Consider the following 26771-nt stretch of genomic DNA (forward strand, 5'->3'; position numbering starts at 1 on the left):
ACAGAGAAGGGATCACATGACAATGCAAGGTTATGGTCAGGTCAGCGGTTTGCGTCGCGGCGCAGCCGCCCTGTTGGCCCTGTTGCTGGGGGTTGGCTCTCAGGCCGTCCTGGCTGCCTCACAACCCGTCCCCGCCGAGCTCAAACTCGCCATCGGTAGCGAACCCACCGAAGGGTTTGACCCCCTGCTTGGCTGGAGTCACGGCAGCTACCTGCTGCTGCACAGCCCACTGCTCAAGCAGAATGCAGACTTGAGCTGGCAGGGTGTGCTGACCGAGTCGGTGATCCCGAGCAAGGATGGCAAGGGGTGGCTCGTCACCTTGAAACCCAACTTGAAATTCTCCAACGGCGCGCCGCTCACCGCCGAGGACGTGGCATTCACTTACAACAGCGCGGCCAAAGGCGGCGGCAAGATCGACATGGGCAACTTCGTCTCGGCCAAAGTGGTGTCGCCCACCCAGGTGGAGATTGCCTTGAGCGCCCCCCAGAGTACCTTCGTCAACGTCTTGGGCTCTTTGGGTATCGTCTCGAAGAAGGATTACGATCCCAAGGCTTACGCCCGCCATCCCGTCGGCGCCGGTCCCTACCGGCTGGTGAGCTTTTTGCCCGGCCAGCAGCTGGTGGTGGAGGCGAACCCCTATTACGCCGGTGGCAACAACGACTTCAAACGGCTGGTGTTCGTCTTTATCGATGAAGAGAGCGCCTATGCCGCCGCCCGGAGCAGTCAGCTTGACCTGGTGCGCATCGCCCCTTCGCTGGCGCCCACCGTGCCCGACACCCTCAAGCTCTGGGTGCGCCCGAGCGTGGAGAACCGCGGCATCGTCTTCCCCATTCCGCCTGCGGGTAGCAAGGATGCCAATGGCAACCCCGTCGGCAACGACGTGACCTCGGATGTGGCGGTGCGCAGGGCCATCAACTATGCCATCGATCGTAAGCTGCTCGCCGACCAGTTGCTGGAAGGGCACGCCATCCCTGCCTACAGCGCGGTGGAGGGGCTGCCCTGGCAGGGCAAGGCGACCGCCTTCAAGGACGGGGATGTCGCCCGTGCCAACGCCCTGCTGGATGAGGCGGGCTGGCAGGTAGGGGAAGATGGCATTCGCCGCAAGGGCGACCAGCGCGCCGCCTTCACCCTCTGGTATACCAGCGGCGACAGCACCCGGCGGGATCTGGCCGAGGCGGTGCGGGCCATGCTCAAACCCATCGGCCTTGAGGTGAGCCTCAAGTCCGGCAGCTGGGAGCAGGTGGAGCGCGAGATGCACGCCAATCCTGTGCTGATGGGGTGGGGGAGCCTGGATCCCATGGAGCTCTATCACCACTACCAGAGCGCCTCTGCCGGGGTGGAGTTCTACAACCCGGGTTATTACCAAAATCCGGTGGTGGATGCTTATCTCAAGCAGGCGCTGGATGCCCCCGATTGGCAGGCGGCGGTGCCGTTCTGGCAGCAGGTGGAGTGGGATGGCAAAACCGGTGCCGGAGTGCAGGGGGATGCCGCCTGGGCCTGGCTGCTCAATGTGCAGCACACCTATCTCGCCAATAGTTGCATCGACCTTGGCAAGGGGGCGCCGGAGATCCACGGCAGCTGGTCTTTGCTGGGCAACCTGCAAGATTGGCGGTGGACGTGCCGCTAAGTTCGTCCACTATGATGACTGCAACTCTGAAAGCCCTGCTGCGTCTGGCAGGGCTCCTGTGTCTGGTATCGCTCGGGACCTTCGTGCTCCTGAGCTATTCCCCCATCGATCCCGTCAAGGCCTATATCGGCAACGATCTGTTGCACGTGCCCCCCGAGCAGTACGCCCGCATCGCCGCCCGCTGGGGGCTGGATCAGCCCCTGTGGCAGCGCTACTGGCACTGGTTTACCCAGGTGCTCAAGGGGGATCTGGGCTACTCCATGCTCTACAACGCGCCTGTGGGTGAGGTGATCGGCAGTCGCTTTGCCGCCTCTTTCCTGCTGCTGGGGGGGGCCTGGTTGCTGTCGGGCTCGCTGGGCATATTGCTGGGCCTGTGCGCCGGTCGTTACCTCAACCGCTGGCCGGATCGCCTCATCTGCCGTTTTGCTTACCTGCTTGCCTCCCTGCCCACCTTCTGGGTCGGCCTCTTGCTGCTGGCGCTGTTTGCGGTGCACTGGCCTTGGCTGCCGGTCTGCTGCGCCTGGTCGCCGGGTCTGTCGGCTAATGAGGCGGACTGGGCCATGCGAGCCCGGCATCTGGTGCTGCCGGTGACAACGCTCGCCCTGCTGGGGATGGGCAACATCGCCTTGCACACCCGGGGGCGGGTGGCCGAGGTGCTGGAGAGCGACTTTATTCGCTACGCCCGCGCGCAGGGGGATGGCGGCTGGCCCATGCTGCGCTTTCACGTGCTGCGCCACGCCCTGACCCCGGCCCTCTGCCTGCAGTTTGCCTCGCTCGGCGAGCTGATTGGCGGGTCGCTGCTGGCGGAGAAGGTTTTCGCCTACCCGGGGCTCGGTCAGGCCACAGTGGATGCGGGGCTTAAGGGGGATATCCCCCTGCTGATGGGGATAGTGCTCTTTTGCACCCTGCTGGTTTTTTTGGGCAACAGTGCCGCCCGCCTGCTGGTGGCACGCATGAATGTTGGCTGGGAGGGGGAGCATGCTGTTTAATCCGCTTCCCTCCCTGCTGCGTCTTGGGTTTGCGCTGGTCGCCCTGGCGCTGCTGGCCGGCTACGGCTGGGGGCTTTCGGCCCACGAGGTGCCCATGGATCTGCTGGCCCGCCATCAGCCGCCGTCGCTGGCTCACTGGTTCGGGACTGATCAGATGGGGCGGGATCTCTGGCAGCGTGCCTTTCAGGGTACCCTCACCAGTCTCGAACTTGGCCTCGGCACGGCCCTGTGCAGCGGCCTGCTGGCCATGGTGGCGGCGAGTGTCTCGCTGGTTCATCCGCGCTGTGATGTGGCGGTGCGGCTGATCATCGACGCCATGCTGGCATTGCCCCATATGCTGCTCTTGATCCTTATCTGCTTCACCGTGGGGGGCGGCATGCGCGGGGTGATCCTGGCGGTGGCGCTGACCCACTGGCCCAAGCTGGCACTCATTCTTTGCGCCGAGGCACGGCGCATCGCCAGCAGCGAATATATGATCCTGGCCCGTTGCCAGGGGATGGGGTCCTGGCGCCGCTGGCGGGCCCACCTGCTGCCTGGGCTCTTGCCCCAGTGGTTTATCGGCACCCTGTTGATGTTCCCCCACGCCGTGCTGCACAGCGCCGCCCTGAGTTTTCTCGGGTTTGGCCTCTCGGCTCACGAGGCCTCGCTGGGTCTGCTGCTGGCCGATGCCCTGCGTTATCTCGCCGGGGGCGGTTGGTGGCTGGCCCTCTTCCCCGGTCTGATGCTGCTGTTGCTGGTGCTGCTGTTTGATCAAGCCACCCGCGCCCTGCAGCGGCTCTGGTTCGGAGGGGAGGGATGCTGATCCCGTTGTGCGACCTCATTCTGATCACGTGGCGGCAGAGCAATCATCCAACTGTTTTTGGGAGTAAACGATGCTGACCTTCGACAAGGTGACCATAGAGGCGGCCCACTACTCCTGGTGGGGGCGGCGCCAGTGGCGGCCGCTGCTGACCGATATCAGCCTGCAACTGGCCCCCGGCGAAATCGTCGCGCTGGTGGGGGGAAGCGGCGAGGGCAAGAGCCTGCTGCTGCAAAGCGCGCTCACCCTGCTGCCGGACAACCTGCGCATGCGCGGCACCATTGCCCTCGACGGCGATCCCCTGTGCGACGAGAGTCGGGCCCGCCTGCGCGGTCACACCCTCTGCTATGTACCGCAGGGGGTGAGTGCCCTCAATCCGCTGCTGACGGTGGAGCGCCAGCTGGGCCGTGCGGCCAGGTTGTGCGGCCAGCGCAGTTCCCGTGAGCAACTTGGTGCGCAGCTTGCGCGCTACCAGCTACCCCCCGCGACCCTGGCGCGCTATCCGCGCCAGCTCTCCGGCGGCATGGCCAAGCGCATCCTGGCCTGCACCGCGGCCTTGAGCGGCGCCCGCTTTATCCTGGCGGACGAGATCACCGCCTGGCTCGACGAGGAGCTGGCCTGTCAGCTGCTGGCCCAGTTGCGGGAGATCGCCAGCCAGGGCAGCGGCATCCTCTGGGTTACCCACGATCTGGCGCTGGCCTCGCGCTTTGCCGATCGCATCGTGGCGCTCCATCGGGGGCGGGTGAGCGATACCTTGAGCAGCCACCACCTGCGCCAGGGGCTGGGGAGCGAGATGCTGCGGGATCACTGGCAGGCATTGCCGGAGTTCAACGCGCTCTTTTCTGCGCCGGAGGCATCCTGATGTTTGAAGTACGAGACCTGACTGTGCGTCAGGGAGATCGCGCGCTCTGGCAGGCGATGAGCTTTTCCATCCGAGCCGGGGAGAGAGTGGGGATTTCCGCCCCGAGCGGCCATGGCAAGACCACCCTCGGGCGGGTGCTGGCGGGCTGGCAGCCGGCGAGCGAGGGGACCCTGCTGCTCGATGGCAAGGTGCTTCCCCGGCAATGGAAGGGCTACCACCCCATCCAGCTGGTGCCCCAGCACCCCGAGCTCACCTTCAATCCCCACCGCAGTACGGGCCAGGCGCTGTGGGATGTGTGGCGCCCCGACGAGGCCATGTTGGCCCGTTTTCTGGTCAACCCCGAATGGCTTGGCCGAAAACCCGGCCAGCTCTCCGGCGGCGAGCTGGCCCGCATCGCCCTGCTGCGTGCTCTCGATCCCCTCACCCGGCTGCTGATCGCCGACGAGGTGACCGCCCAGCTCGACCCCAGACTGCAACGCCAGATCTGGCGCGAGCTGATACGCGAGTGCGAGAACCGGGGGCTTGGCATGCTGATCTTCAGCCATCAGCAGGCGCTGCTGCGCCAGATCTGCCATCGCATCATCCGGGTTGGCGAGGAGCCGCCGCTGGCAGAGCAAAGAGCCCATCAGGCAGCCTGAGTGGCCGTGTTCCCCCCTCATCCCCGACCCTTCTCCCGCCAGGGGAGAAAGGGGGGGAATGTGCCTCGACGCCGAGCTCGGGGTTTGGGAAACATGGCTGGCCATTGTGCCTGGAGACTCTCCCGGGATCTGTGCCTATTTCGAGCATGTTGCCGGGATCCACGAACCGGTTCCCTCTCCTCGGGGAGAGGGGTAGGGTGAGGGGAGACTACTGACAGCGCGGTAAAAAAGAGGGAGGCATCAGCCTCCCTCTTTTTTTTATCAGCGGATTTTAACCGGTATGCACTCAGGCGTTGGCCAGCCAGCTTAACCAGGCTTCCATCCCTTCGCCCGTGGTGGCGCTCACCTGGATCACCTGGATATAGGGGTTGACTCGCTTGGCGTTCTCGATGCAGCGGGCCACATCGAAGCTCACGTAGGGCAGCAGGTCAATCTTGTTGATCACCATCAGCTGGGCGGCGGCGAACATGTCCGGGTACTTGAGGGGCTTCTCTTCCCCCTCGGTGACGGAGAGGATCGCTACCTTGTACTTCTCGCCGAGATCGAAGCTGGCGGGGCAGACCAGGTTGCCCACGTTCTCGATAAAGAGGAGGCCGCCATCCTGGGTCGGCAGCTGGTGGCAGGCGTCGTGCACCATCTTGGCATCCAGGTGGCAACCCTTGCCGGTGTTGATCTGGATGGCGGGCACACCGGTGGCACGGATGCGATCGGCATCCGCGCTTGTCTGCTGATCCCCCTCGATCACGGCGCAGGGGCGCTTGTCTGCCAGCTGGCGCAGGGTCTCGCACAGCAAGGTGGTCTTGCCCGAGCCCGGGCTCGACACCAGATTCAGCACCAGCTGGTTGGCGGCCTCGAAGTGTTCGCGGTTGTGGGCCGCCAGCAGGTTGTTCTTGGCCAGCACATCCATCTCGATGGCGATCAGCTGGCGCTGTCCCATGCCGGGCACCGACAGTCCCGCTTCCCCCTTGCCGTAGTGCAGATCACCCTGCTCATGCTCATGCTCATGCTCATGCTCATGCTCATGCTCATGTTCGTGAGAGTGACTGTGATGTTGATGGGGGTGAGCATGATGGTGCAGATGGGCATGATCATGGTGATGGTCGTGAGGGTGATCATGGGTGTGCCCGTGGCCATGATCATAAGGCACCGGCTCCATGGGGAAGTGCACACCGTGGTAGTGGTGATGGACATCCCCCTGATGGTGGTAGTGGTGGTGAACGATCAGGGTGCGCGGTGCATCTTGTCCGTGATCATGCTCGTGATGGTCGCCGTGGGCAGGGTGATGATCGTGCTCATGGTGGTGGGAGTGAGCATGGTCGTGATGGTGCTCATGGTCGTGTTCATGTTCGTGACCGGCGATCCGCGCCTGGCCGCATCCGCATACGCTACACATTTCAACTTACCTCGATATCGGTGATGCGCAGGCTATCGCCCTGCGCGACGCGTAATTTGTATCCGCCACAGTCGGGGCAGGGCTGGCCCCGCTCGGTGAGCTGCACCGTCTTGCTGCAGTCGTAGCACCAGCCTTCGGCCGTCTTGTGCTGAAAATGCAGGCGGGCACCCTCGACGACGGTCCCCTTGGCGGCGGCCTCGAAGCAGAAGGCGATGGTGCTCTGATCGACACAGGAGAAGCTGCCGATCTCGAGCCAGAGGGCGGTGACCTTGTGAAAGCCCCGTTGGGTGGCCTGCTCGGCCGCCAGATCGATGGCGGCCATGGCCAGAGACATTTCGTGCATAGGGATTCCTTAACAGATCCGCGGGAGCAGTTCCCCTTGCGGCAGCTCCAGATAACGGCGGCTGCCCCAGGGGTTGCTCAGGATCACCTTGTGCTGCTCGCTTGCTTGAACCACACCAATCTGGCTGGCGGAGGGGTTGAATTGCTGCAAGATGGCCAGGGCGTCTTGTGCCTGCTCGGCGGGTAGTGCCAGCACCATGGTTCCCTCGTTGGCGAGATCATAGGGTTCGAAGCCGTAGAGCTCGCACAGACCGCGCACCGGATCGCACACCGGAATGGCGGACTCTTCCAGCTCGATGGCCACCTGGGAGGCGCTGCTCCATTCGTTGAGCACGGCGGCGAGGCCGCCCCGGGTGGCATCGCGCAGGGCGTGGGGGGTGAGGCCCGCGTTTAGCAGCGCCTCTACTTGCGGCCAGAGGGTGGTGCAGTCGCTTTGCAAATCCGATCCCAGCTGCAGGGCGTCGCGGGCCATCAGGATGCAGGCGCCGTGGTTGCCGATATCCCGCGACACCAGGATGGCGTCACCGGCCTTGATATTGCGCACCGAGATGCCCCGGCTCTGTTCTGGCAGCGGGAAGCTGCCGACCCCGCTGGTGTTGATGAAGATCTTGTCCGCCGCCCCCTTGGGCACCACCTTGGTGTCGCCGCAGACGATGCGGGCACCGCTCTTGGCAAGCTCCCGGGCCATGGATTCGACGATGCGGGTGAGGTCGGCGTAAGGGAGGCCCTCCTCGATGATAAAGCTGCAACTGAGGTATTCCGGCTTGGCCCCCATCATGGCGAGATCGTTGACCGTGCCGGCGATGGCCAGCTTGCCGATATCGCCCCCTTCAAAGAAGATCGGCGAGACGGTGAAGCTGTCGGTGGTGAAGGCCACGGGGCCCTCCACCGGCAGCAGGGCGGCATCTTCGCCGCGCAGCAGGATCTCATTGCCAAAGTGGTGGAAGAAGAGCTGGTTTATCAGCTGATTCATCTCCACTCCGCCACCGCCGTGGCTAAGTTGAATTTCTCTCATCGGGGCTGGCTCTCCACAAGATTGACGAAACAGACGGGTTCATCTCGACCGCTCACACGACCGCCGTGGCTTAACTGACTCTCTCTCATCGTGATTGGATCCCCATATATCGGTAATAGGCATTGCAGGCCCCCTCCGAGCTCACCATGCAGCTGCCCATGGGTTGGGTCGGGGTACAGCCACGACCAAAGACCTTGCACTGGCTTGGCTTGGCAAGCCCGCGCAGGATATCGGCGCACTGGCACGCCTTGTGATCGTCGATGGGGGTCTGATCAAGCTGGAAATGACGCTCCGCATCACGCCTGGCGAAGTCATCGCGCAGACGCAGGGCGGAGGCGTTGATATCCCCAAGACCGCGCCAGCGAAAGTGCTCACGGGTCTCGAAATAGCGCTCGACCAGCCGCTGGGCCGCCTGATTGCCGCTGGCGGTGACGGCGCGGCTGTACTGCACCTCCAGGGCGCAGCGTCCCTCCACCTTCTGGCGCACCATCATCAAGAGCGCCTCCATCACGTCCACCGGCTCAAAACCGCTCACCACTACCGGTACCTGATAGCGCTCCACGATGGGCAGATAGATATCGGCACCGGTGATGACGCTGACATGGGAGGGGCCAATAAAGGCGTTGACCCGGGCCACCCCGTCGGCCATCACGGCGTGGATGGCGGGGGGCACCAGCACATGGTTGATATGAAACAAGAGGTTCTCCACTCCTTGCGATTCGGCGGCCGCCAGCAAGGCGGCGGTCATGGGGGTGGAGGTCTCGAAACCGATGGCGAAGAAGACCACGGTCTTGTCCGGGTTCTCCTTGGCGATGCGCAGGGCATCGAGGGGGTCGTAGACGGGGCGGATATCGCTCCCCTTGGCCCGTTGCTGGGCCAAGGAACCCCTGGAGCCCGGTACCCGGATCATGTCCCCCAGGGTGACCAGGATGACATTGGGTTCGCGGGCCAGCGCCATGGCCTGATCGATGCGCTCCTTGGGCATGATGCAGACCGGGCAGCCGGGGCCGTGAACGAACTCGATGTTCGCTGGCAAGAGCTCGTGCAGGCCGTACTTCATGATGGTGTGGGTATGGCCGCCGCACACCTCCATCACCCGCAGCGGCTCGGGCAGATCTTTTGCAAGCTCGGTGATTTGGGTTGCGAGGGCGCGGATCACCTGGGGCTGACGAAAGCCCTGGAACAGATCATTCAAGGTCAGCATGGCAGCGTCTCTTGCTCAGGCATCAGGGCCACCATCTGGCGGAAACTCTCGAGGCTCGCCTGCGCCTCTTCTTCATCAATCTTGCTCATCACAAAACCGATGTGGAGCAGCACATAGTCCCCGATCCCGAGGGGCTCATCGAGCAGCATGCAGCTGACCCGGCGTTGTACCCCCAGGGTGTCGACGGTGACACAGTTGTCTTCGGGGTGCAGTTGCACCACCTGGGAGGGAATGGAAAGGCACATATCAGGACTCCGAAATGCAACGGGTGAAGGCAAGGCGACGGGCCCGCGGCACGGCGATGCGGGCCGTGCGCGCGTCGGGCTCGCGCTTGTCGTGAAGAGGGGGGGAACATGGAAAAGGCGCATCGGGTGCTCGTTCTCGGCTCTCACTCATCAAGGCTGGCGGCGCCTTCGGCAGGGCTGGCAACACCGGTTTGCGCGGCCCTGTGGTGGATGGCGAACCAGAGTTGTCCGGCGGCGATGCCACCGTCGTTGAGCGGCAGGATCTCGCTGGTCAATACCTCGCATCCGGCCTCTTCGAGACGGGGAATGAGGGCATCCATCAGCACCCGGTTTTGAAACACGCCGCCGCCAAGCGCCACCGGGTAGCCTGAAAAGCGCTTAGCAAGAGCGACGACAAGCTCGCTGATGGCGCGGATAAAGCCGGCGGCCAGGCTGGCAACCGGGGCGCGGTCCCGGGCCTTGATCAGCGCATCGATCAAGGGGGCCCAGTCGATCAGAAGTGGGCCATCGGGTTGTTCCGTCAGCTTAAAATGGAGCTGCCAGGGCTGCTCGTGCGGCGAAAGCTGTAGCGCCGCCGCCTCCAGCAGGAGTCCCGCTTCCCCCTCGTAATCCGGGGTATCGACAAGGCCGAGCAGCGCCGCGACGGCATCGAACAGCCGACCGATGGAGCTGGTGTGGGGCGCGTTGCGACCGAGGCGCCAGAGCTGGTGCAGGTTGCTGATCCGCTCTATGGGCAGTTTGTTGATCAGCGGAATATCGAGCTGTCTGATCTCCTCGACGCCATACGACTCAAACAGCAGCCCCAGCAGCTGGCGCACCGGCTCGCGGATGGCAGCCTCACCGCCGATCAGCCGAAATGGCTTGAGGTGTGCCACCCGTTCAAATCCCTGCACGTCTGCGATCAGCAACTCGCCACCCCAGAGCGCCCCCTCATCACCAAGGCCGGTGCCATCGAAGGCAAAGCCCAGTACGGGGCCGGTCAGGTTGTGCTCGGCCATTACCCCTAGCAGGTGGGCATGATGGTGCTGCACCTCAAGGTGAGTGGCGTTGTGCTCGCGGCAATAGCCCTTGGCCCACTGGTGGCTGAGATAACCGGGGTGGCGATCCGAGACCAGCAGTTCGGGTTTGAGATCGTAGAGCCCCCGGAAAGTGGCGAGGGTCTGTTCGAAGTGAGCCTGCATCGGCAGGCTGTGCAGATCGCCAATATAGGGGCTGTAGATACGCTGGCGACCGAAGGCCAACGCCAGCTGGTTTTTCTGCTGGGCCCCGACCGCCAGCAGCGGTGCCTTGACCGCCTCTTTCAGGCTGGGGGTGCAGGGGGCATAGCCCCGGGCGAGGCGCAGGGTCTGGCGCCGTCCGCCCGCCCACTGCACCAGGCTGTCATCGCAGGGGTGCAGGATGGGGCGGTTGTGATCCAGGATGCCGTCGATCTGATGACCCAGCTCGCGCACCACCGCCTCGCATTCGACAAGGATGGGGCTGCCACGGCCATTGGCGCTGGTGGCCACCAGCGGGATGGCGCACGCGTCCAGCAACAGCTGGTGGAGCGGGGTATAGGGGAGCATGACACCGAGATAGGGGATGCCGGGGGCTATCCCCTCGGCCAGCGGCACCGCTGGTTGTTGGGATGGCCGATCATCCTTGGTGCGCTTGCGCAGCAGGGTAATGGGCCTGGCCTGGGAGGCGAGCAGGTTCCACTCAGCCTCACAGCCAGTAACATGCAATTGGGCCTCTGCAAGGGAGCCCATCATCACCGCCAGGGGCTTGCGCTCGCGCCGCTTGAGCCGGCGAAGCCGTGCCACGGCGCCTTCATCGCGAGCATCACATATCAGGTGATAGCCGCCCATCCCCTTGACTGCGATAAGCGCCCCCGTTTGCAGGGCGCGGGCGGCGGCTTGCAAGGCATCCTCGCGCTCGGCCAGGGCATCCCCCGTGCCGGTGCGCCAGGTCAGGTGCGGGCCGCACTCGGGGCAGCTCACCGGCTGGGCGTGGTAGCGCCGGTCCAGTGGATCTTCGTAGGCTGCCGCGCAGCGCGGGCACATGGCAAAGCCCGCCATGGCGGTATGGGGCCTGTCGTAGGGGAGGCGACGAATGATGGTGTAGCGCGGGCCGCAGTGGGTGCAGTTGGTAAAGGGGTAGCGGTGGTGGCGATCAAGGGGGTTGGCCACATCCCGGGCACACGCCTCGCACATCCCCTGATCCGGCGAGATGGCGACCGTGGCCGCGCTCTGCTGCTCGCTCGCTTTAATTCGAAACTGGCCATGGAATTGGCCGTCAAAGTCAGGGTCAGCGTCAAGGGGCAGCGCCCGCTCGCTGAAATAATCGATTCGACTCAGCGGTGGCGCCAACTCCCGCAGTTCGCGGGCAAAGGCGGCCAGCTGCTCGGGCGACCCTTCGGCGCCAATGGTGACGCCGCTTGCGTCATTCAAGACATAGCCGGTGAGGCGGTGGCGCAGGGCCAGGCCATAGACGAAGGGACGAAAACCGACCCCCTGCACGATACCGTCGAGATGAAACTCAAGGCGCTGGCGGGTGGTGGTCTGAGTGTCGGGTTGTGCCGTCATGCCGGCACCTCGTGAGCGCGCGCTGGCATGCGCAATACCCGGCGATCGTTCTCTTCCCGGCGCACCCAGCCGTCCATCTCCATGCGCAGGCAAAACGGGATGGCGTATTTGCGCGACAATCCGGTGACTTGTTTGAGTGACGCCATGTCGATCAGATCTCCCACCTGCTGGCCAGCCAGCACGGTTTCTACCATTTGGTTGTAAAGCGCAGCGTCGTAGTAGATGGGTCCTTCCAGCTGCACCAGATACTTGAGTCTGGCCAGATTGCGCAGCTGTTTTTGCAGCGCTCCCTTTTGTTGCAGGCGCTGGCGCAAACTGGCTGGCAGGGAGAGCAGTGGATCCACCGTCACGCCGCCGGGGCCCAGTTTACCTGGCTCATACCCCTCCTTGCCTTGATCTCGCACCAGTTTGAGCACCAACTGTGCCTCTTCTTCCAGATCATCTTCCGACTCGCCGCTGCCCGGCTGCCACTTGTCGTGATGAAGGCGCACAAGCTGCCCGGTTTTGAGTTGCTGCAACAGGGCCTGGATAACCGGCAGGGCAATGCCAAGGCGGGCGACAAGCTCGGCGGCGCTCAAGGGCTCGCTTGCCAGAGTGCCAAGAAGCTCGTCACGGCGCTGGGCCAGCCAGGTGCGCTCCAGTACCCAGTCGCCCAGTTGCACAAGATGGGCAGGAAGCTCGGTAGCAAGGGTGCCAAAACGGTTTGCTGCCACATAGCCGTTGAGCCCGAGCTCAAGGTTGGCGGAGTGGTAGTTGGTGAGATCATCCGGCAGATTGCCCAGCAGGGCGTGCAGTGCCTTGCGTCTGGCGGGGTGAATATCACCGCACCAGAGGATGCGGCCGCCGTGCAGCAACTCGCTGCTGCCGTGGCGGATGATGGCGAGCGGCTGGCCAAAGAAGCAGGGGATGGGGTCGTTGAAGATAAGCCGCGCCAGCCGGGTATCCTTGATTGGAACGAAACGGGCCCGGCCATGCCAGCTGCCGAGAGCCACTTCCACCTCTTTGTTGTGCAGAGGGGAGCGCTGCTCGCGGATGCCGGTGCCAACTTCTTCAAGTCGCACGATAAGATGAGTGGCCGCCTCGCACTGGCTATCGGCGCGGGTGAGGCAGTGACCGCGAGCCACCTCCTTGTGGGGCACCTTTTTAAGGCCCACCGCCACCCGGCAGACGGCGCCGATCTCATCAAGGTTTTGGTGATAGGCCTGCAGGGAACGGATCTGCACCTCGCGGCCGGCGGGCTGGAGCAGGAGCTTGTCCCCCACCTTGAGGCTGCCCTGCTGCAGGGTGCCGGTAAGCACAGTGCCGGTGCCGCTGGCGGTAAAGACCCGGTCTACATACAGACGCGGGGCATCCTGATCGTGAGCCGCGTGCGATGCTGGCAGATCGGCAAGCTGGCGCAGGATGGCGGCGTGCAGGGCAGCCATGTTCGCACCGGTTTTGGCGCTGACGCTGACGATATCGGGCACCATGCCGCTCTCGTCCATCACCCGTTCCAGCAGGTGCTCTTCCAGCAGCGCCAGTTCATCGGCGCTCACCAGATCGCACTTGTTGATGCAGACAACAAGGCGTGGCACCCCCATGGCCTTGAGCAGGCGCAGGTGTTCGCCGGTCATCGGCATCCACCCCTCGTCGGCGGCGATCACCAGCAGCACCAGATCCAGGCTCCAGAGCCCCGCCACCATGTTGCGGATATAGCGCTCATGACCCGGCACATCGATAACGCCGATGGTGTTGCCCTGGCCGTCGTCAAAATGGGCAAAACCGAGATCCTGAGTCATGCCGATGGCCTGCTCGTGGGCGCGGGCCGTGGTGATGCCGGTGAGGGCCTTGATAAGCTGGGTCTTGCCGTGATCCACGTGACCGGCGAGGCCGATAACGGCGCGATAGGAGGTCATGGGATCAGGACTCCCGTGGTGCAGGGGTGAGCAGATCGGTCAGCTGGGCAATCAGGGGGGACATGTCCTCTTCGAGCAGGGTGGCCATATTGAGCAGCACCTTCTGCTGGCGCACGGTGGCAATCACCGGCACCGGGAGTTCCCGCAGGGCATTGAGCAGCTGCTGGGCTGGACGGGGATCCCGGCAGGCCAGCGCAGGGGCGGGGTAGAACTCGTCCGGCAGTGTGCCGCCTCCCACCACCAGCTGGGCGGGCAGGGCGTCAAAACAATCTGGCAGGGCGGCCATCAGCCGATCGGATCGAACCTGCATGGCGGCAGGATCGGCAAGGGAGCGTTGGGCTATCCCTTCGCCAAGGGGAGACTTGTTGAGCTTGTGGATGAGCAGGCGTTCCAGCAGGGAGTGGATGATGCGACTCGGGCGGAAGGTGCGCATCATGGGGTGTTTTTCCAGCCGCTTGATTAGGTCTGCACGGCCGCTGATGATGCCGCACTGGGGCCCGCCCATCAGCTTGTCGCCGGAGTAGCAGACCAGATCCGCCCCCGCCTTGAGGTATTGACGCACCGGGGTTTCATCCGGCGCAAACTCCTCGCAGGTCAAGCCCGAGCCCTGATCCACCGCCAGCACCACATGATCCGGCAGGGCGCGAGCCAGCTCGCCGATATCGGGGGATTCGGTGAAGCCGCGAATGGCGAAATTCGATCTGTGCACCATCAGCACCATGGCCGTCTCATCGGTGATGGCGTCGAGGTAATCCCTGGCCGTCGTGATATTGGTGGTGCCCACCTCCACCAGTTTGGCACCCGAGAGCGCCAGAATATCGGGGATGCGAAAGCCGCCGCCAATCTGGATCTGCTCGCCACGGGAGACGATCACCTCGCGTCCCTTGGCCACTTCTTGCAACAGCAAGAAGAGGGAGGCGGCGTTGTTGTTGACCACCAGCGAATCCTCGGCCTGGGTGAGGCAGGTGAGCAAAGTGGCGATCAGCCCCTTGCGCCCGCCGCGCTTGCCGGTAGCGAGCTCCAGTTCCAGATTGTTGTAACCGGTGTTGAGATCGCGCACCTCGTCCCACAGCCCGGCACTCAAGGGGGAGCGCCCCAGATTGGTGTGTATCAGGGTGCCGGTGGCGTTGATCACCCGGGTCTGGCGCCGGCGCACTTGCTGCTGGCAGCGTTTGGCAATGAGTGCCTCAAGGTGGGCGGGAGTCACTCCGTGTTGGCGAAATGCCTCGCTCTGGCGCACTTCGCTCAAAGTATCGCGCACCACCCGGGTCACCAGCGGCCGGCTCAAGCAGGCGATATGGGGGACGAGGAAGGCTTGCTGCAGCAGTTGCTCCACCTGGGGCAGGCGATGGGTCGGCTGCTGATGGCGTGGTAACGGATCGTCGAAGGCGGCATGAGTCAAAGCATGGTCTAGCATGGGAGTCCCCGAAGAGTGCGTGGCTGGGATACACACGCTTCACCGATAGGGGAACCAGGCAAGATGGATATATTGACGCAGCCAAATGATTCAGAATATTAATGATGCGACATATTCTGACAAATTAATGGGTGGTCAAATTGAAGCTGCCCGGAATGATATTGGCAAGCGGTGTTGATTCGATTTATCTAATATATGATTTTAATATATGAAAGTGGCGGAAGAGGCAGGAATCGAACCTGCCAGAGCCTTCTCGGCTCACATCGGTTTTGAAGACCGAGGGGGCCACCAGACCCCATCAACTTCCGCGTTGGCCGCCATTCTGTGCCAATCTGTACGTGCTGGCAATGCTTTTCTGGTCGTGTTGAGACAATATTTTGCAAATTTCAGATTGAATTGTTTTATATCAAAATCAGGACAGTTAGCCCGATGTCATTCATTTAACATCGGGCATTGATTAAATATTGTGGCAGGTGTCTTTTAACACTCCGTTAAATATTCAGGTGGTATCCTGCGCCATATTCCACTGGGCCAGTTTATTTATTAACAAACCGCTATCCCGGGCGCAATCAAGATGCTGATGCAAATAATCCATGGCGCGGCTCACCATCCCGGTCATCGGGAAGGAGAACGCCACGATGGCCGGTTGTACCCCGACAAAGATCACCTCTGGGACAAAGGTCTTGAGCTCGTCGATCAGGAAATTGAGCGGCATATTGTGGGTCGAGAAGATAAACATCTCGGCGATGGTCTCGGGGGGGATCACCTGCAGGGTGCCCGCCTTCTCGCCGATCTCGGCGGCATCCACCAGCACCACCCGCGCCGGTTGCAGCTCCCGCACCTTGTGGACCACATTTTCCGGCGCGATGCCGCCGTCGATATGAACCCAGCCGGGCAGGGGGGCTGCCTGCAGCTTGTCGGCGAGATAAGGGCCGGCACCGTCGTCCCCCATCATGGCATTGCCCACGGTCAACACGAGATTGCAGCCCATCAGCGGCTCCTTACCATCAGGTACATATGGGGGTCGTTATAGAGGGCGGTGAGCTGATCCATAAAGATGTTGGTCCAGCCCAGCTCCTGCTCATCGAGCACATTGTCGGCTTTGCGCAGTCGGTCGAAGGCGCAGGCCAGCATATGACAGTGCTCGCGATAGATGGTGATCTCGCCAAAGGTGAGAAACCCCTCCATCTTGCGGCGCGCCTCGCTCCCTGCGGGCAGTTTGGCTACCCAGTTGCGATAGCCATCCTGCGAGCAGACCAGGTCTGCTCGCAGGCAATCGACGATGCCGAGGTGATGGCCGATGGCGAGGCTGTAGTAGATCACCTCTTTGGCCTGCTCCATCTCCTTTGCCGGGGCGGGGGGCACATCGAACTGCTCGTCCACGAACTTGCGCGAGAGTCGATAGAAGAAAACCTCGTCAGCCATGCACCGCCTCTCCCTTGCCGACCGCCCGGTTGAGGCAGGCGTTTGCCAGGTTGTTGACGATCTCCGAGAGGCGCGGATCGTCGCGCTGATCGAGGTAGCTCTGGATGCGCAGATCCACATCCTGCTGGGTCGCCCCTTCGAGCAGGGCCATAAACTCGTCGGCGATGATCCGCCCCTGCCGGTAACCGGCCATGCGGCGCGCTTCGCGCTCGATCATCACCCGGATTTCGTTGGGGATGCCGGTGTGGCGCAGTTCGACCCGCTCACCCGGTTGCACCTCGTGGCTGGTGGCTTTGAGTTTCTGCTCAAGCAGACCCAGCGCTACGGCAAAGCCGTAGATGGTAGCCGCTGGTGTCGGAGGGCAGCCGGGAATATAGACATCTACCGGCACGATTTTGTCGGTGCCGCCCCAGACGCAATAGAGGTCGTGGAAGATGCCGCCGTCACAGCCGCAGGCGCCGTAGGCGATGCAGATCTTGGGATCGGGCGCTGCCTCGTAGGCGCGCAGGGCCGGCACCCGCATCGCCCGGGTCACCGCGCCGGTAAAGAGCAGGATGTCGGCGTGGCGGGGGGAGGCGACCACCTTGATGCCGAAACGCTCGGCATCGAACAGCGGGGTGATGGTGGCGAAAATCTCGATCTCGCAGGCGTTGCAGCCGCCACAATCGACCCGGTAGACATAGGCCGAGCGGCGAATGTCCTTGAGCAGGGTCTTCTTGAGTTTGGTGATCTCGGGATCCTGTGCCAGCTGCACGGCTCGGGTATGGGCATGGCCGACAACCGGTTCTATGCCTTTGATCTTGCTCATCACATCCACTCCTGTTGTGTGGCTATTGGTGTGATCAGGGCCGAGTCAGGCTGGCTCAGCATGCTCTGTTTTCGTTTGCAGTCGGGGCAGTGGTGCAGCCGCTCCGGGGTCGCCAGCGGCGTGCCCGCCTGCTTGAGGGTGTCCTCCACCAGCGCCACCAGCTTGCTCGGGGCAAAGTAGGTGCCGCACAGGGTGCAGGGGGCCAGCGCGAAGCGGGCCTCCTCATAAAGGTCGGCCTTGTTGGTCACCGCCAGCTCGAACTCGGGGGAGAGGGCGATGGCATGGGTCGGGCAGACCTCCTCGCAGCGGCCGCAGAAGATGCAGCGCGCCATGGAGATCTCCCAGCGCCGTTCGCCGGTCTCCATGTCCACTTCCATCACCAGCGCGTTGGCCGGGCAGGCCTTGGTGCAGGCGGCGCAGGCGATGCACTGATCCGCCTGATATTGGGGTTTGCCGCGAAAATCCCGGTTCACCTCATAAGGGGCAAAGGGGTACTTGGCGGTCGGGGTGCCAGCCTTGAGGATGGTCTTGAACAGCTTGATCATGATGACCCCTTATTTCAGCGGAGAGTTTTTGCGATCGATGCCGTAGCGCTCGATCTCCTTGTAGGAGACCACGGTGGATTTGCCCTTCCTGGGGTCGACCAGGGTGACCCGGTCGGTACAGGAGTAGCAGGGATCCAGGCTGCCGATGATGAGCGGCGCATCTGCCACGGTATTGCCGCGCAGCATGTAGCGCAGGGCGGGCCAGTTGGCGTAGGTGGCGGCGCGGCAGCGCCAGCGGAACAGCTTCTGGTTGTCCCCGGTCATGCTCCAGTGGACGTTCTCGCCGCGGGGCGCTTCGGTAAAGCCCAGCGCAAACTTGCCCGGCTGGTAGGTGAACCCTTCGGTCAAAAGCGGCCCTTCTGGCAGGTGCTCAAGGCCGAACTCAATCATGTCGAGGGAGTCGTAGAGCTCGTGGATGCGCACCAGCACCCGGGATTGCACGTCGCAACCCGCCTTGGTCTGGATCTCCATCGGCAGCTCGCGGTAGCCGGCAAAGTCGTGGACCCGGCGCACGTCGCGCTTGAAGCCGCTCGCCCGCACCATGGGGCCGACGCAGCTGAAATCGCGGGCAATCTGCGGCTCGAGCTTGCCGATACCGATGAGGCGGGAAGAGATGTTGGCGGTATCCAGCAGCATGGCCACCAGGGGTTTGAGCTCATCACGCAGTTCCCGCACCAGCTGGGCACCCTTGATGCGATCTTCCTTGAAGATGTCGCGGCGCACCCCGCCGATCAGGTTGAGGCCATAGGTCTTGCGCGCGCCGGTCAGCAGCTCGGCCAGGGTCATGGATTTCTCCCGCACCCGGAAGAACTGCATAAAGCCGGTGTCGAAACCGGTGAAGTGGCTCGACAGACCGATGTTGAGGATATGGCTGTGCAGGCGCTCCACCTCCAGCAGCACGGCGCGGATCATCTTGGCCCGCTCGGGCACCGCAATGCCCATGGCGTTCTCCACCGAGGTGGTGTAGGCGACGCTGTGGGTAAAACCGCAGATGCCGCAGACCCGGTCGGTCAGAAACGCCACTTCGTTGTAGCCCATGCGGGTTTCCGCCAGCTTCTCCATGCCGCGATGGACATAGAAGAGGCGGTAGTCGGCATCGATGATGTCTTCCCCGTCGACGAACAGCCGGAAGTGCCCCGGTTCGTCCGAGGTGATGTGCAGCGGGCCGACCGGCACGATGCGGTTGGCATCACTGCCGAGCTCGTTGACGAAGGGGTAGGTCTCGGTGTCGGTGGTGGGCATCGGGCGCTGGCGATAATCCATGGCGTCCTTGCGCAGGGGATGGATATCCTCCGGCCAGTCGTCCGGCAGTACCAAACGGCGTTCGTCCGGCAGACCGATGGCGCGCAGGCCGTACATGTCGCGGATCTCCCGCTCGCCCCACACCGCCGCCGGAATGGTCGGGGTGATGGAGGGGTACTCCTGGGTATCGGCATCCACCAGCACCCGGACTGTGATCCAGCACTTGGTATCGCCCTCCATGGAGAAGACGTGGTAGACGGCGAAGTGGCCGTTGAGGCTGCGCTCGTCATTGGCAAAGGAGAGCGGAAGCCAGCCCCCCAGCTGATGGAAGATCAGACTGGCCGTCTCGACCAGACTGGTGGGCTTGACGGTGATGGTGGCCTGATCGGCGGTTTGCCACTCCTCGTCGACGATGGCGTGGGGCAGTTGGGCTCGCACCTGCTGGATGTAGTCGCAGCCGATGCGATCCGAAATGGCGATGGTCATGCAGTTCTCACTTTAATGTTCGGGAATGAGCATTCACAAATGATGAAATCGGAAAAAGTTGCTGTGCTGGCGGGCATGGCTCAGACCCCGACCAGATAGGCGAGCAGCGCCAGCAGGGCCAGCCCCAGCCCGTAACGGGTGAGCTTGTGGGTGCGCACGAACTGGGTACGGGCCATGGCGTTTTCGATGATGCCGGCAAGCCCAAAGGCCACCAGCAGCTTGCAGGCGAGGATCAGCGCCGCGCCGATGAGCGCAGGCAGACTCCAGTTGGCCGCCTTGCCGAAGGGGAGGAAAATCACCAGAAAGAGCTGCACCACCACCAGCTGCTTGAGGCCGATGGAGAGCTTGAGCAGGGCCAGGCCCGCACCGGAATACTCGGTGAGCGGCCCTTCCTGCAGCTCCTGCTCGGCTTCGGCGCAGTCAAAGGGCAGCTTGCCCATCTCGACAAACACCGCGAAGGCGCAGGCGGCGCCGGCTAGCAGGGTGGCAACCGGCGCGGTCAGTGGCTGGGTCGCCACATAGCTGCTGATGTTGCCGAGATCCGAGCTGCCCACCATCATCGCCATGATGAAGCAGGCGAGCACCAGAATGGGCTCCACCAGAATGCCGAGGGTCAGTTCGCGGCGGGCACCGATCCCTGCAAACATGCTGCCGCTGTCGAGCCCCGCCAGCGAGAAGAAGAAGCGGAAGATGGCGAACAGATAGATGTCGGTGATGAGATCCCCGGCGATGGGGAAGGGGGACTCGTGAGTCAGGGTTGGCAGCGCCATCCCTACCAGCAAGAGGGCGGCGATCAGCAGCGCAGGCATCAGGTTGAAGAGGATGCCGGCAGGCTCGGGGGTCACCTCCTGACGGCGCAGGAGCTTGGCGATATCCCGGTAATCCTGCAGCAGGCCCGGCCCTTGACGGGAGTGCATCCTGGCTCGCAGCACCCGGTTGAAACCGGTGGCGAGCGGCGCCAGCGCCAGCATGGCGATGGCCTGGGTCAGGGCGAGGGCAACCATGCCCCAGCTCGGCATTTCAAGAACAGGCATATCAGACTCCTACAGCCATCAGGATAAAGAGCACCAGCACAATGCCATTTATTAAAGAGAGCAGCGGCCAGCCGGTGTTGCCGTTGGCATCGCTCACCCCGTGCAGGGCGCTGGCCAGATCGAGCTGCGGCTGCTTGCGATAGAGCGGCGCGCAGAGTTGGCGCAAGGTATGGGTGACACCGCCGGAGGTGAGGCTCATGCGCTCCTCATAGGCGTAACCGCAGGCCCACGGGGTGCCGGCGTGACGACGACTCAGCTTGGGCCCCTTGAAGATGGCCAGTACCAGCAGCGGAATGAGGAACAGCCCCAGCAATGTGATGGCAATAACGGGCGGGGAGAGGATCGCTTGTGAGCTGTCGAGTGGCAGCAGGGTGGCGCCAGTGGCCACGTTCATTTGGCCGCTTACCAAGGCTTGGCCATAGCTGGCGATATGGGGGGCAATCCAGGGGGCGCCCAGACCCAGTACCAGACAGACCGCGGCCAGCAGCAGGGTGCCTGCTACCATGGCGCCCGGCACTTCGCGGGCATGGCTCGCCTTCTCACTGCGCGGGGCGCCGCAGAAGCAGATGCCGTACACCTTGACGAAACACATCACCGCCATGGCGCCGGTCACCGCCAGCATCACAACCGCGAGCGGCGCGACGACGGAGGTGCCGAGTTTGGTCATGGAAAGCAGCGCCTGATAGATAAACCACTCGCTGACAAAGCCGTTGAGCGGCGGCAGCGCCGAGATGGCCATGGCACCGATGAGGAACGCCAGCGCGGTCCAGGGCATCAGCTTGGCCAGGCCCCCCATCTTGTCCATGTCACGAGTGTGCAGGCGGAACATCACAGAGCCGGTGCCCATAAAGAGCAGGCTCTTGAAGATGGCATGGTTGAGCAGGTGATAGAGGGCACCGAGCAGCCCCAGCACCACCAGTGCCGGTTGCTGGTTGGCGATACCGATCATGCCGATCCCCATCCCCATCAGGATGATGCCGATGTTCTCCACCGTGTGGTAGGCGAGCAGCCGCTTGAGATCGTGCTCGGCCAGCGCAAACAGCACCCCGAGCACCGCCGAGCAGGCGCCGAAGATCAGCACCACATAGCCCCACCAGAGCTGGCTGGCGCCGAGAAAATCGATGCTGACCCGCAGGATGCCAAACAGACCCAGCTTCACCATCACGCCGGACATCAGCGCCGAGATATGGGACGGCGCGACGGGCTCGGCCACCGGCAACCAGCCGTGCAGCGGCACGAAACCGGCGCGCAGGCCAAAGCCGCAGAAGCTGAGCAGGAACACCAGGGAGGCCAAGCCGCCCGCCAGATGGTGCTCGCGCAGTGCGGCGAACTCCAGCGAGCCGCTGTCGCGGCAGAGCAGCCAGAAGGCGATCAGCACCAGCGCCATGCCGATATGGTTCATCACCAAGTAAAGCCGGCTCTGTTTGGCGGCTTCCGGGTTGGTCTTGACCAACCAGTAGGTGGTGAGGGTCACCAGCTCGTAGCAGAGCAAGAAACCGAGTGCGTTGTCGGCCAGTACCATGCCCACCATGGCAAAGAGGAAGAGGTTCATCAGCGCGCCGATGGCCACATCCCCCTGGCCCTGATATTCGCGGATATAGGCAAAGGAGTAGAGGGCGACGGCGACGCCGACGGTACTAATCACCAGCAGCATCAGCGCGGCAAGCATGTCGAGATGAACCGAGCCCAGCAGCCAGAGCTGGCCATCGACGGGGGCGCCTTGGGCAAAGATCTGGATGGCGGCGGCAAGGCCCGCGAGCGAGCCCAGCAGGGCAAAGCCGCTGTTGAGACGGTTGGCCAGTGCGGGCAGCTTTTGCAGCAGCAAACCGGCGGCAGCGCCCAGCAAAAAGAGCAGGAGCGTGGCCATAACAAGGGGGGACAACATCAGCACGCTCCCTCTGTGGTGGATAAATCGGATGCAGGGATCGCCTTGGCGGGCGCCGAGAAGGCAGAGGCCCCTTGCGGGTTGGTGTCGGCCGCTTGCTGGCGACGGATACGGGCGGCGCGTTCGGTGTCGCCGTCATTGACCAGCTTCAATGCCTGGGAGGGGCAGGCATCGACACAGGCCGGGCCATCGGTGCGAAATTCGCACAGGTCGCACTTGATAGCTATGCTGCGCACGCCTGGCTCCCAGCTCAGCAGATCCTCGCCAAAGCAGCCGAGGCCCGCAGAGGTGGAGGGGTTGCTGGAGCGGATGGAGCTGGGAATATAGGTGTCATAACTGGTGGCCACGGCCACCGGACGGCTGCCACCGCTCTGGATGGCGCCAAAGGGGCAGGCCACGGCGCAGAGATTGCAGCCGATGCAGAGTGACTCGTTGAGTTGCACGCAATCGCCGGTCTGGCGAATTGCCTCGACCGGACACACCTTGCTGCAGGGGGCATCGTCACAGTGACGGCACTGAACCGGCATGGTCGCCTGTTCGTGTCGCATAACGGTTAAACGGGGGGCTTGTTGCAAACCTTGCGCTTTGTGTACCTCGCTGCAGGCCGCCATACAGGTGCCACAGCCGATACAAAGCTTGGGGTCAGCGATAACGAAGCGGTTCATAGCCTACCTTGTCGTGTCGCGAAGGAATGGAGTAGGCGCTGGATGGCAAAATGCGGGCCAATATGGATTTGGCGCAAAATCCCACTATAAGATTATGTTTTTAAATAAATTTATTTTTTATGTAAGAGTGCAGCAAGAGGACTGGTAGATGTCGAACTGTGACGTTCGTCACTTGTGACGAGGGGAAAGAACCGTGATCGACACAGAGAGTCTCAATAGGAAGGGGTCTGCGCGTGGGACTGATAGCGAAACGGGAGATAAGGGTAGGGTGCAATGAACGAAGTGAATTGCACCCTTTCTCAAAAGATCTTCAAGCGGTGCAATGCGCTGCGCTTATTGTACCCTACGGCACTGGTGCCGATGTCGCCATAGACCACGCCGATCGCCGCCAGCGTAACGCCGGACAGGGCTTGTTTGTGATTACCGTTCATGAAGTTGTCTGTCAGTTTGATGGTGACGATTGGCCAGCACGGGCCGCCCCCGTCTATCGGGCGTGCGGCAGGTGCCGCAGGAACGCATTAATGGATTGCGATGGGAAAGGGAGCTAACTGGATATAAAGAGGCTCATCATGGGACACAGTCTGTTCATCTGCCGTTAAGGGTATAATGACACACCCGTCGTGGGTTTATGCTCAGGTATAAATAATCAAAAAGGGGTGGCTAACGAAATTATTAATTGGCCGCTGATTGAAATACCCCGTCCAGCCCCTGGCAAGTGATTGTTTTAGCTGGCTATCCATTTTTGCCAGCGTTTTGCATCAAGCTGGCTAAGAAATAAACGATAAAATGCTGGCTATTAAATAAGCGAAGAGGTAAGTAAAGAAGCAGGTGCTGGGAAAATGATAAAACAAGAAAGAAAATATACACATAGGGCGCAATTCACAAAGTGAATCGCGCCGCCAATTGTAAAACGTAAATCGGTGTTATATCAGAGTATATAATTCACATCTCTAAATCTAATTTGCTTTTATAATACTTATAAAACTCCTGCTTTTCTCGCATCCTTTTTATTACAATTCGAAGGTAGGTTAGTGTTAACATTAGTACGAATTGAATGCCTAAAAGCATGAACATAAAGTCTTTATCAAATATTTTCAATATAGATAAAAAATCATATGAATTTCGTTCTTTGGCTTCTGTTATATCTTTGTTTAACAAGTCTAAAAGACTATTTAGAGTAGTTATTGCAGTTTGACTATCTCCACCTCTAATAGACTTAGCTAGCTCGTTGGCAACATTAGCATGTAAGCCATCATAACCATCTAAACCATCAAAATTCATCTGAGAATAAATGTTGTCAAATATTTTTTTATATTCATTCTTCTTGTTAAACTCCAAGTAATCACTGTTTATTATATTAAACTCTGCCTTTTGTATAATCTGTAAAACACTTATTTTATTTTGTATTTTTTCCTCTTTAGATCTCAAGTCTATTAATCTCGCCAAGCGTGGAATATCAACTGAGTTGTTGTTTATAACATGTTCTTCAACAATTTTTACAACATTTTGAATGACGGCCTTCTCGCGTTCTATTGCAGCTTCAAATGCCTGCTCTTCACCTATTTTCATCTGGTACCAAGCAACAATTATCGTTGCGATAATTCCAATGAAAGTCGTAACTAAGGGGATACCCCACTTCCTCATTAGACTTTCTTTCCTTTCAGAGGGCTGTTGTATATTATTAATAATAACACGGTCGTTGATAGAGTGATGTTGGTCATCTTTTATAGAACTCATATTATTTTTACACTCTTACGGTTAGTAGGAATAATAATGTGCCATTGCATAGTTTTCGGGGGCAGTAAGTAAAGATAAATTTATCAGAAATTATCAGAGTCCAATTTGGTTTTCAATATATGACTGAAGAATGCCAGTGGTCACGTCACCAATTCGATTCCCAACTGCAACCACAAACCCTTTTAGTCGGTGCTTCGCGGTTATTCGCTCTTCAATTTTAGCGCTTTTGTCGGACAGTTCGTGTACTGAAGATGTAAGGATCGCTTTATCTTTCCCTGCATATTGATCAATTATTTCTAACAGCTGTCTTGCATCAGAACCTAGGTGCTGGTCACCGATTATTTTTTTTGCAATAACGCCATTTACAGTGTCAATTATTTGTGGGTTAATGTTTATTGTTAGATTGTGTTCCTGTATTAGTTGCCCTTTTCTATCGATTGATAATGCAGAAGAAATGCCACTGGCAGGTGGAACGCTTGCCTCTACTATTCTTCCAATTATTTCCCAATCATGCTTGGTTCTTACATGTTCAGAAAGCTCGCTCTCTAAACCGTGTCTGATGGCAAGAATTTTCCTTTCTCTTTCTTGCTTTATATCTATATGTAGTCTTCTAGCTTCCTTGCTATATTTTTCTACAAGATCAATTATCTCAATCTTATTTAAATCTGTAGATTCTAAAATAGCTTTGGCAGAGTCAGGGTTAGATACGCAAGATTCCATAAATCCGGAAAACTCATCAAATTTTCGCGGTAATATATTTGGGTCAATGTCATCGCTACCAAAAAATTCGTAAATAACCCCTTGGTTTGTTGTATATTGGTCCTGTCTGACACTCAAACCAGAAACTTTATGTAGATAATCTCTGAACAACTGTAGTAGTTTTTCTGCTTCACTTGCCCACATCCTCTCTGAAGGAACGTAGATACGAAATATTAAGTTGTTTTCATTCTTTTCTATAAAAGATGATGCAATAAGGCTAAGTTCTACATTTTTTTTATAAGGTGTTATCGTCATGTCGTAGCTAGATAATACTTCAATCACTTCTTCAATGATTTCTTTTTCTGGTGATCGAAACATATTGTCATATTCTGATCTTAAAAACTGGTACTCTTCATCTAAGTCCGGATCATAATCATTTAATTTTGCGAGATAATCAACATTGTAGTTACCTGTTTCTCCTGTAATGAGTGCTTCATGAGCTAAGATCAAATTAGGCTTAGAGGCGATAAGCCTTAGTAATTCCGCTCTTAATTCCTTGTATTCCTCTAGGCACAAAATATTAAAGCTAGAGTTCGTTAACTTAACAACAACAGAAGTAACCTTACACTCATTAAAAACATCTATAATCTTACGCCAATTATCTGGTCTGGATTCGAGCATTTTTCTTCTATAAAAGCTTCCTACAGCTTTTAGCTTAGCTGTGACACCCTCTCTATCTGCATTCCCAAGGAAAAGAACAACTTTTTGTTTTTCTAACATAATATTTCCAAAGAGTATTTTCTGACTTTTGGGTATAACCATCTATATGCTTGAAATTCAGAGTGGTAACGAGTCCGTGATATTATATACACAGTCAAAAACCTTACTGGTATTTAATTCACTATATATAGAAACATTTATGGAGAAAACCAAGCATTCCATCATTCTAAATAGCCCTTTGTTTGTTTTTAGTTGTCATTTCTACCCAATTTTTAAGCCCCATTTTCCCAGTCTGCAGCCTTTACCTTGTACCCTCGTACCTTGATGGAAACGACGCTGTCGGAGGCGGTTACCATCCGGGACATGCTAACCAGCCGGATAAAAAATTGAAGGGGGATACGTTGGAAACCAGATCTGGCTCAACAAATGGGTCAGTAAGGGGGCTTTTTTGTTCTTTTTTCTTTGTTGTTTGCGCATTTCAAGTAGGTAAATTAAACGACTTTGTCGCCGATCTGTCCTCTCCAGGGCCTGGCGG

At 59.9% G+C, this 26771-nt stretch carries 24 protein-coding genes and 1 tRNA gene; 5 read left to right on the plus strand and 20 right to left on the minus strand.

Annotation, left to right across the window (positions count from 1 at the left end; all coding sequences use genetic code 11):
- The first annotated feature begins 16 nt into the window (after positions 1–16).
- The 5 genes from MRK42_RS09750 (at position 17) to MRK42_RS09770 (ending at position 4915) form a co-directional block, all read left to right on the plus strand.
- A complete protein-coding gene (locus MRK42_RS09750) occupies positions 17–1627 on the plus strand; it encodes an ABC transporter substrate-binding protein (protein ID WP_338612287.1) in 1611 nt (536 codons plus the stop codon).
- On the plus strand, positions 1612–2616 hold the full coding sequence (locus MRK42_RS09755; RefSeq protein ID WP_338612288.1) for an ABC transporter permease: 1005 nt from the start codon (positions 1612–1614) through the stop codon (positions 2614–2616). The genes MRK42_RS09750 and MRK42_RS09755 overlap by 16 nt, the downstream gene beginning before the upstream one ends.
- The gene (locus tag MRK42_RS09760) at positions 2606–3418 is read left to right on the plus strand and encodes an ABC transporter permease (RefSeq protein ID WP_338612289.1); all 813 of its coding nucleotides are present in this window, start codon (positions 2606–2608) and stop codon (positions 3416–3418) included. Before MRK42_RS09755 ends, MRK42_RS09760 begins: the two co-directional genes overlap by 11 nt.
- A 70-nt stretch (positions 3419–3488) precedes the next feature.
- Positions 3489–4277, plus strand: a complete 789-nt coding sequence (locus MRK42_RS09765; RefSeq protein WP_338612290.1) for an ATP-binding cassette domain-containing protein — start codon at positions 3489–3491, stop codon at positions 4275–4277.
- Complete coding sequence (locus MRK42_RS09770) at positions 4277–4915, plus strand: ATP-binding cassette domain-containing protein (protein WP_338612291.1); 639 nt, start codon at positions 4277–4279, stop codon at positions 4913–4915. The genes MRK42_RS09765 and MRK42_RS09770 overlap by 1 nt, the downstream gene beginning before the upstream one ends.
- 286 nt (positions 4916–5201) lie before the next feature.
- Here MRK42_RS09770 and hypB read toward each other — a convergent pair whose 3' ends face one another.
- The 20 genes from hypB to MRK42_RS09870 all read right to left on the minus strand — a co-directional run bounded on the left by hypB (position 5202) and on the right by MRK42_RS09870 (position 26296).
- Positions 5202–6308, minus strand: coding sequence for a hydrogenase nickel incorporation protein HypB (gene hypB, locus MRK42_RS09775; protein WP_338612292.1), 1107 nt, complete (start codon positions 6306–6308; stop codon positions 5202–5204).
- Between the two features lies 1 nt (position 6309).
- On the minus strand, positions 6310–6651 hold the full coding sequence (gene hypA / locus MRK42_RS09780; RefSeq protein WP_026458218.1) for a hydrogenase maturation nickel metallochaperone HypA: 342 nt from the start codon (positions 6649–6651) through the stop codon (positions 6310–6312).
- A gap of 9 nt (positions 6652–6660) precedes the next feature.
- A complete protein-coding gene (hypE, locus tag MRK42_RS09785; protein ID WP_338612293.1) occupies positions 6661–7665 on the minus strand; it encodes a hydrogenase expression/formation protein HypE in 1005 nt (334 codons plus the stop codon).
- Between the two features lie 85 nt (positions 7666–7750).
- Positions 7751–8869, minus strand: a complete 1119-nt coding sequence (gene hypD, locus MRK42_RS09790) for a hydrogenase formation protein HypD (RefSeq protein ID WP_338612294.1) — start codon at positions 8867–8869, stop codon at positions 7751–7753.
- A complete protein-coding gene (locus MRK42_RS09795; protein WP_026458475.1) occupies positions 8863–9114 on the minus strand; it encodes a HypC/HybG/HupF family hydrogenase formation chaperone in 252 nt (83 codons plus the stop codon). The genes hypD and MRK42_RS09795 overlap by 7 nt, the downstream gene beginning before the upstream one ends.
- Before the next feature lie 143 nt (positions 9115–9257).
- Positions 9258–11678, minus strand: a complete 2421-nt coding sequence (gene hypF / locus MRK42_RS09800) for a carbamoyltransferase HypF (protein ID WP_338612295.1) — start codon at positions 11676–11678, stop codon at positions 9258–9260.
- On the minus strand, positions 11675–13573 hold the full coding sequence (selB, locus tag MRK42_RS09805; protein ID WP_338612296.1) for a selenocysteine-specific translation elongation factor: 1899 nt from the start codon (positions 13571–13573) through the stop codon (positions 11675–11677). Before selB ends, hypF begins: the two co-directional genes overlap by 4 nt.
- A gap of 4 nt (positions 13574–13577) precedes the next feature.
- Positions 13578–14990 (minus strand): L-seryl-tRNA(Sec) selenium transferase, encoded by a 1413-nt coding sequence (selA, locus tag MRK42_RS09810; RefSeq protein ID WP_338612297.1) that lies wholly within the window; start codon positions 14988–14990, stop codon positions 13578–13580.
- A gap of 215 nt (positions 14991–15205) precedes the next feature.
- Positions 15206–15297 (minus strand) — tRNA-Sec (locus MRK42_RS09815).
- Between the two features lie 192 nt (positions 15298–15489).
- Complete coding sequence (gene hycI / locus MRK42_RS09820) at positions 15490–15981, minus strand: hydrogenase maturation peptidase HycI (protein WP_338612298.1); 492 nt, start codon at positions 15979–15981, stop codon at positions 15490–15492.
- Positions 15981–16415, minus strand: coding sequence for a formate hydrogenlyase maturation HycH family protein (locus MRK42_RS09825; protein WP_338612299.1), 435 nt, complete (start codon positions 16413–16415; stop codon positions 15981–15983). Before MRK42_RS09825 ends, hycI begins: the two co-directional genes overlap by 1 nt.
- On the minus strand, positions 16408–17223 hold the full coding sequence (locus tag MRK42_RS09830; protein WP_338612300.1) for an NADH-quinone oxidoreductase subunit B family protein: 816 nt from the start codon (positions 17221–17223) through the stop codon (positions 16408–16410). Before MRK42_RS09830 ends, MRK42_RS09825 begins: the two co-directional genes overlap by 8 nt.
- Positions 17223–17768: a formate hydrogenlyase complex iron-sulfur subunit gene (locus tag MRK42_RS09835; protein WP_026457491.1), complete on the minus strand. Its 546-nt coding sequence runs from the start codon at positions 17766–17768 to the stop codon at positions 17223–17225. Before MRK42_RS09835 ends, MRK42_RS09830 begins: the two co-directional genes overlap by 1 nt.
- Positions 17769–17777: 9 nt before the next feature.
- Positions 17778–19496 carry a hydrogenase large subunit gene (locus MRK42_RS09840; protein WP_338612301.1) on the minus strand — a complete coding sequence of 573 codons (1719 nt, stop codon included), beginning with the start codon at positions 19494–19496 and terminating at the stop codon, positions 17778–17780.
- An 80-nt stretch (positions 19497–19576) separates the two neighbouring features.
- Positions 19577–20530, minus strand: a complete 954-nt coding sequence (locus tag MRK42_RS09845) for an NADH-quinone oxidoreductase subunit H (RefSeq protein WP_338612302.1) — start codon at positions 20528–20530, stop codon at positions 19577–19579.
- Position 20531: 1 nt separating this feature from the next.
- On the minus strand, positions 20532–22415 hold the full coding sequence (gene hyfB / locus MRK42_RS09850) for a hydrogenase 4 subunit B (protein WP_338612303.1): 1884 nt from the start codon (positions 22413–22415) through the stop codon (positions 20532–20534).
- Positions 22415–23080 (minus strand): 4Fe-4S dicluster domain-containing protein, encoded by a 666-nt coding sequence (locus MRK42_RS09855; protein WP_338612304.1) that lies wholly within the window; start codon positions 23078–23080, stop codon positions 22415–22417. The genes hyfB and MRK42_RS09855 overlap by 1 nt, the downstream gene beginning before the upstream one ends.
- 299 nt (positions 23081–23379) lie before the next feature.
- Positions 23380–23511: a hypothetical protein gene (locus MRK42_RS09860; RefSeq protein ID WP_268884745.1), complete on the minus strand. Its 132-nt coding sequence runs from the start codon at positions 23509–23511 to the stop codon at positions 23380–23382.
- A 511-nt stretch (positions 23512–24022) separates the two neighbouring features.
- Positions 24023–24817 (minus strand): hypothetical protein, encoded by a 795-nt coding sequence (locus tag MRK42_RS09865; protein WP_152545701.1) that lies wholly within the window; start codon positions 24815–24817, stop codon positions 24023–24025.
- A gap of 93 nt (positions 24818–24910) precedes the next feature.
- Complete coding sequence (locus tag MRK42_RS09870; protein WP_338612305.1) at positions 24911–26296, minus strand: hypothetical protein; 1386 nt, start codon at positions 26294–26296, stop codon at positions 24911–24913.
- Positions 26297–26771 lie beyond the last annotated feature (475 nt).

Source organism: Aeromonas sp. 19NY04SH05-1, from assembly GCF_040581895.1.
GTDB classification, from domain to species: Bacteria; Pseudomonadota; Gammaproteobacteria; order Enterobacterales; family Aeromonadaceae; genus Aeromonas; species Aeromonas enteropelogenes.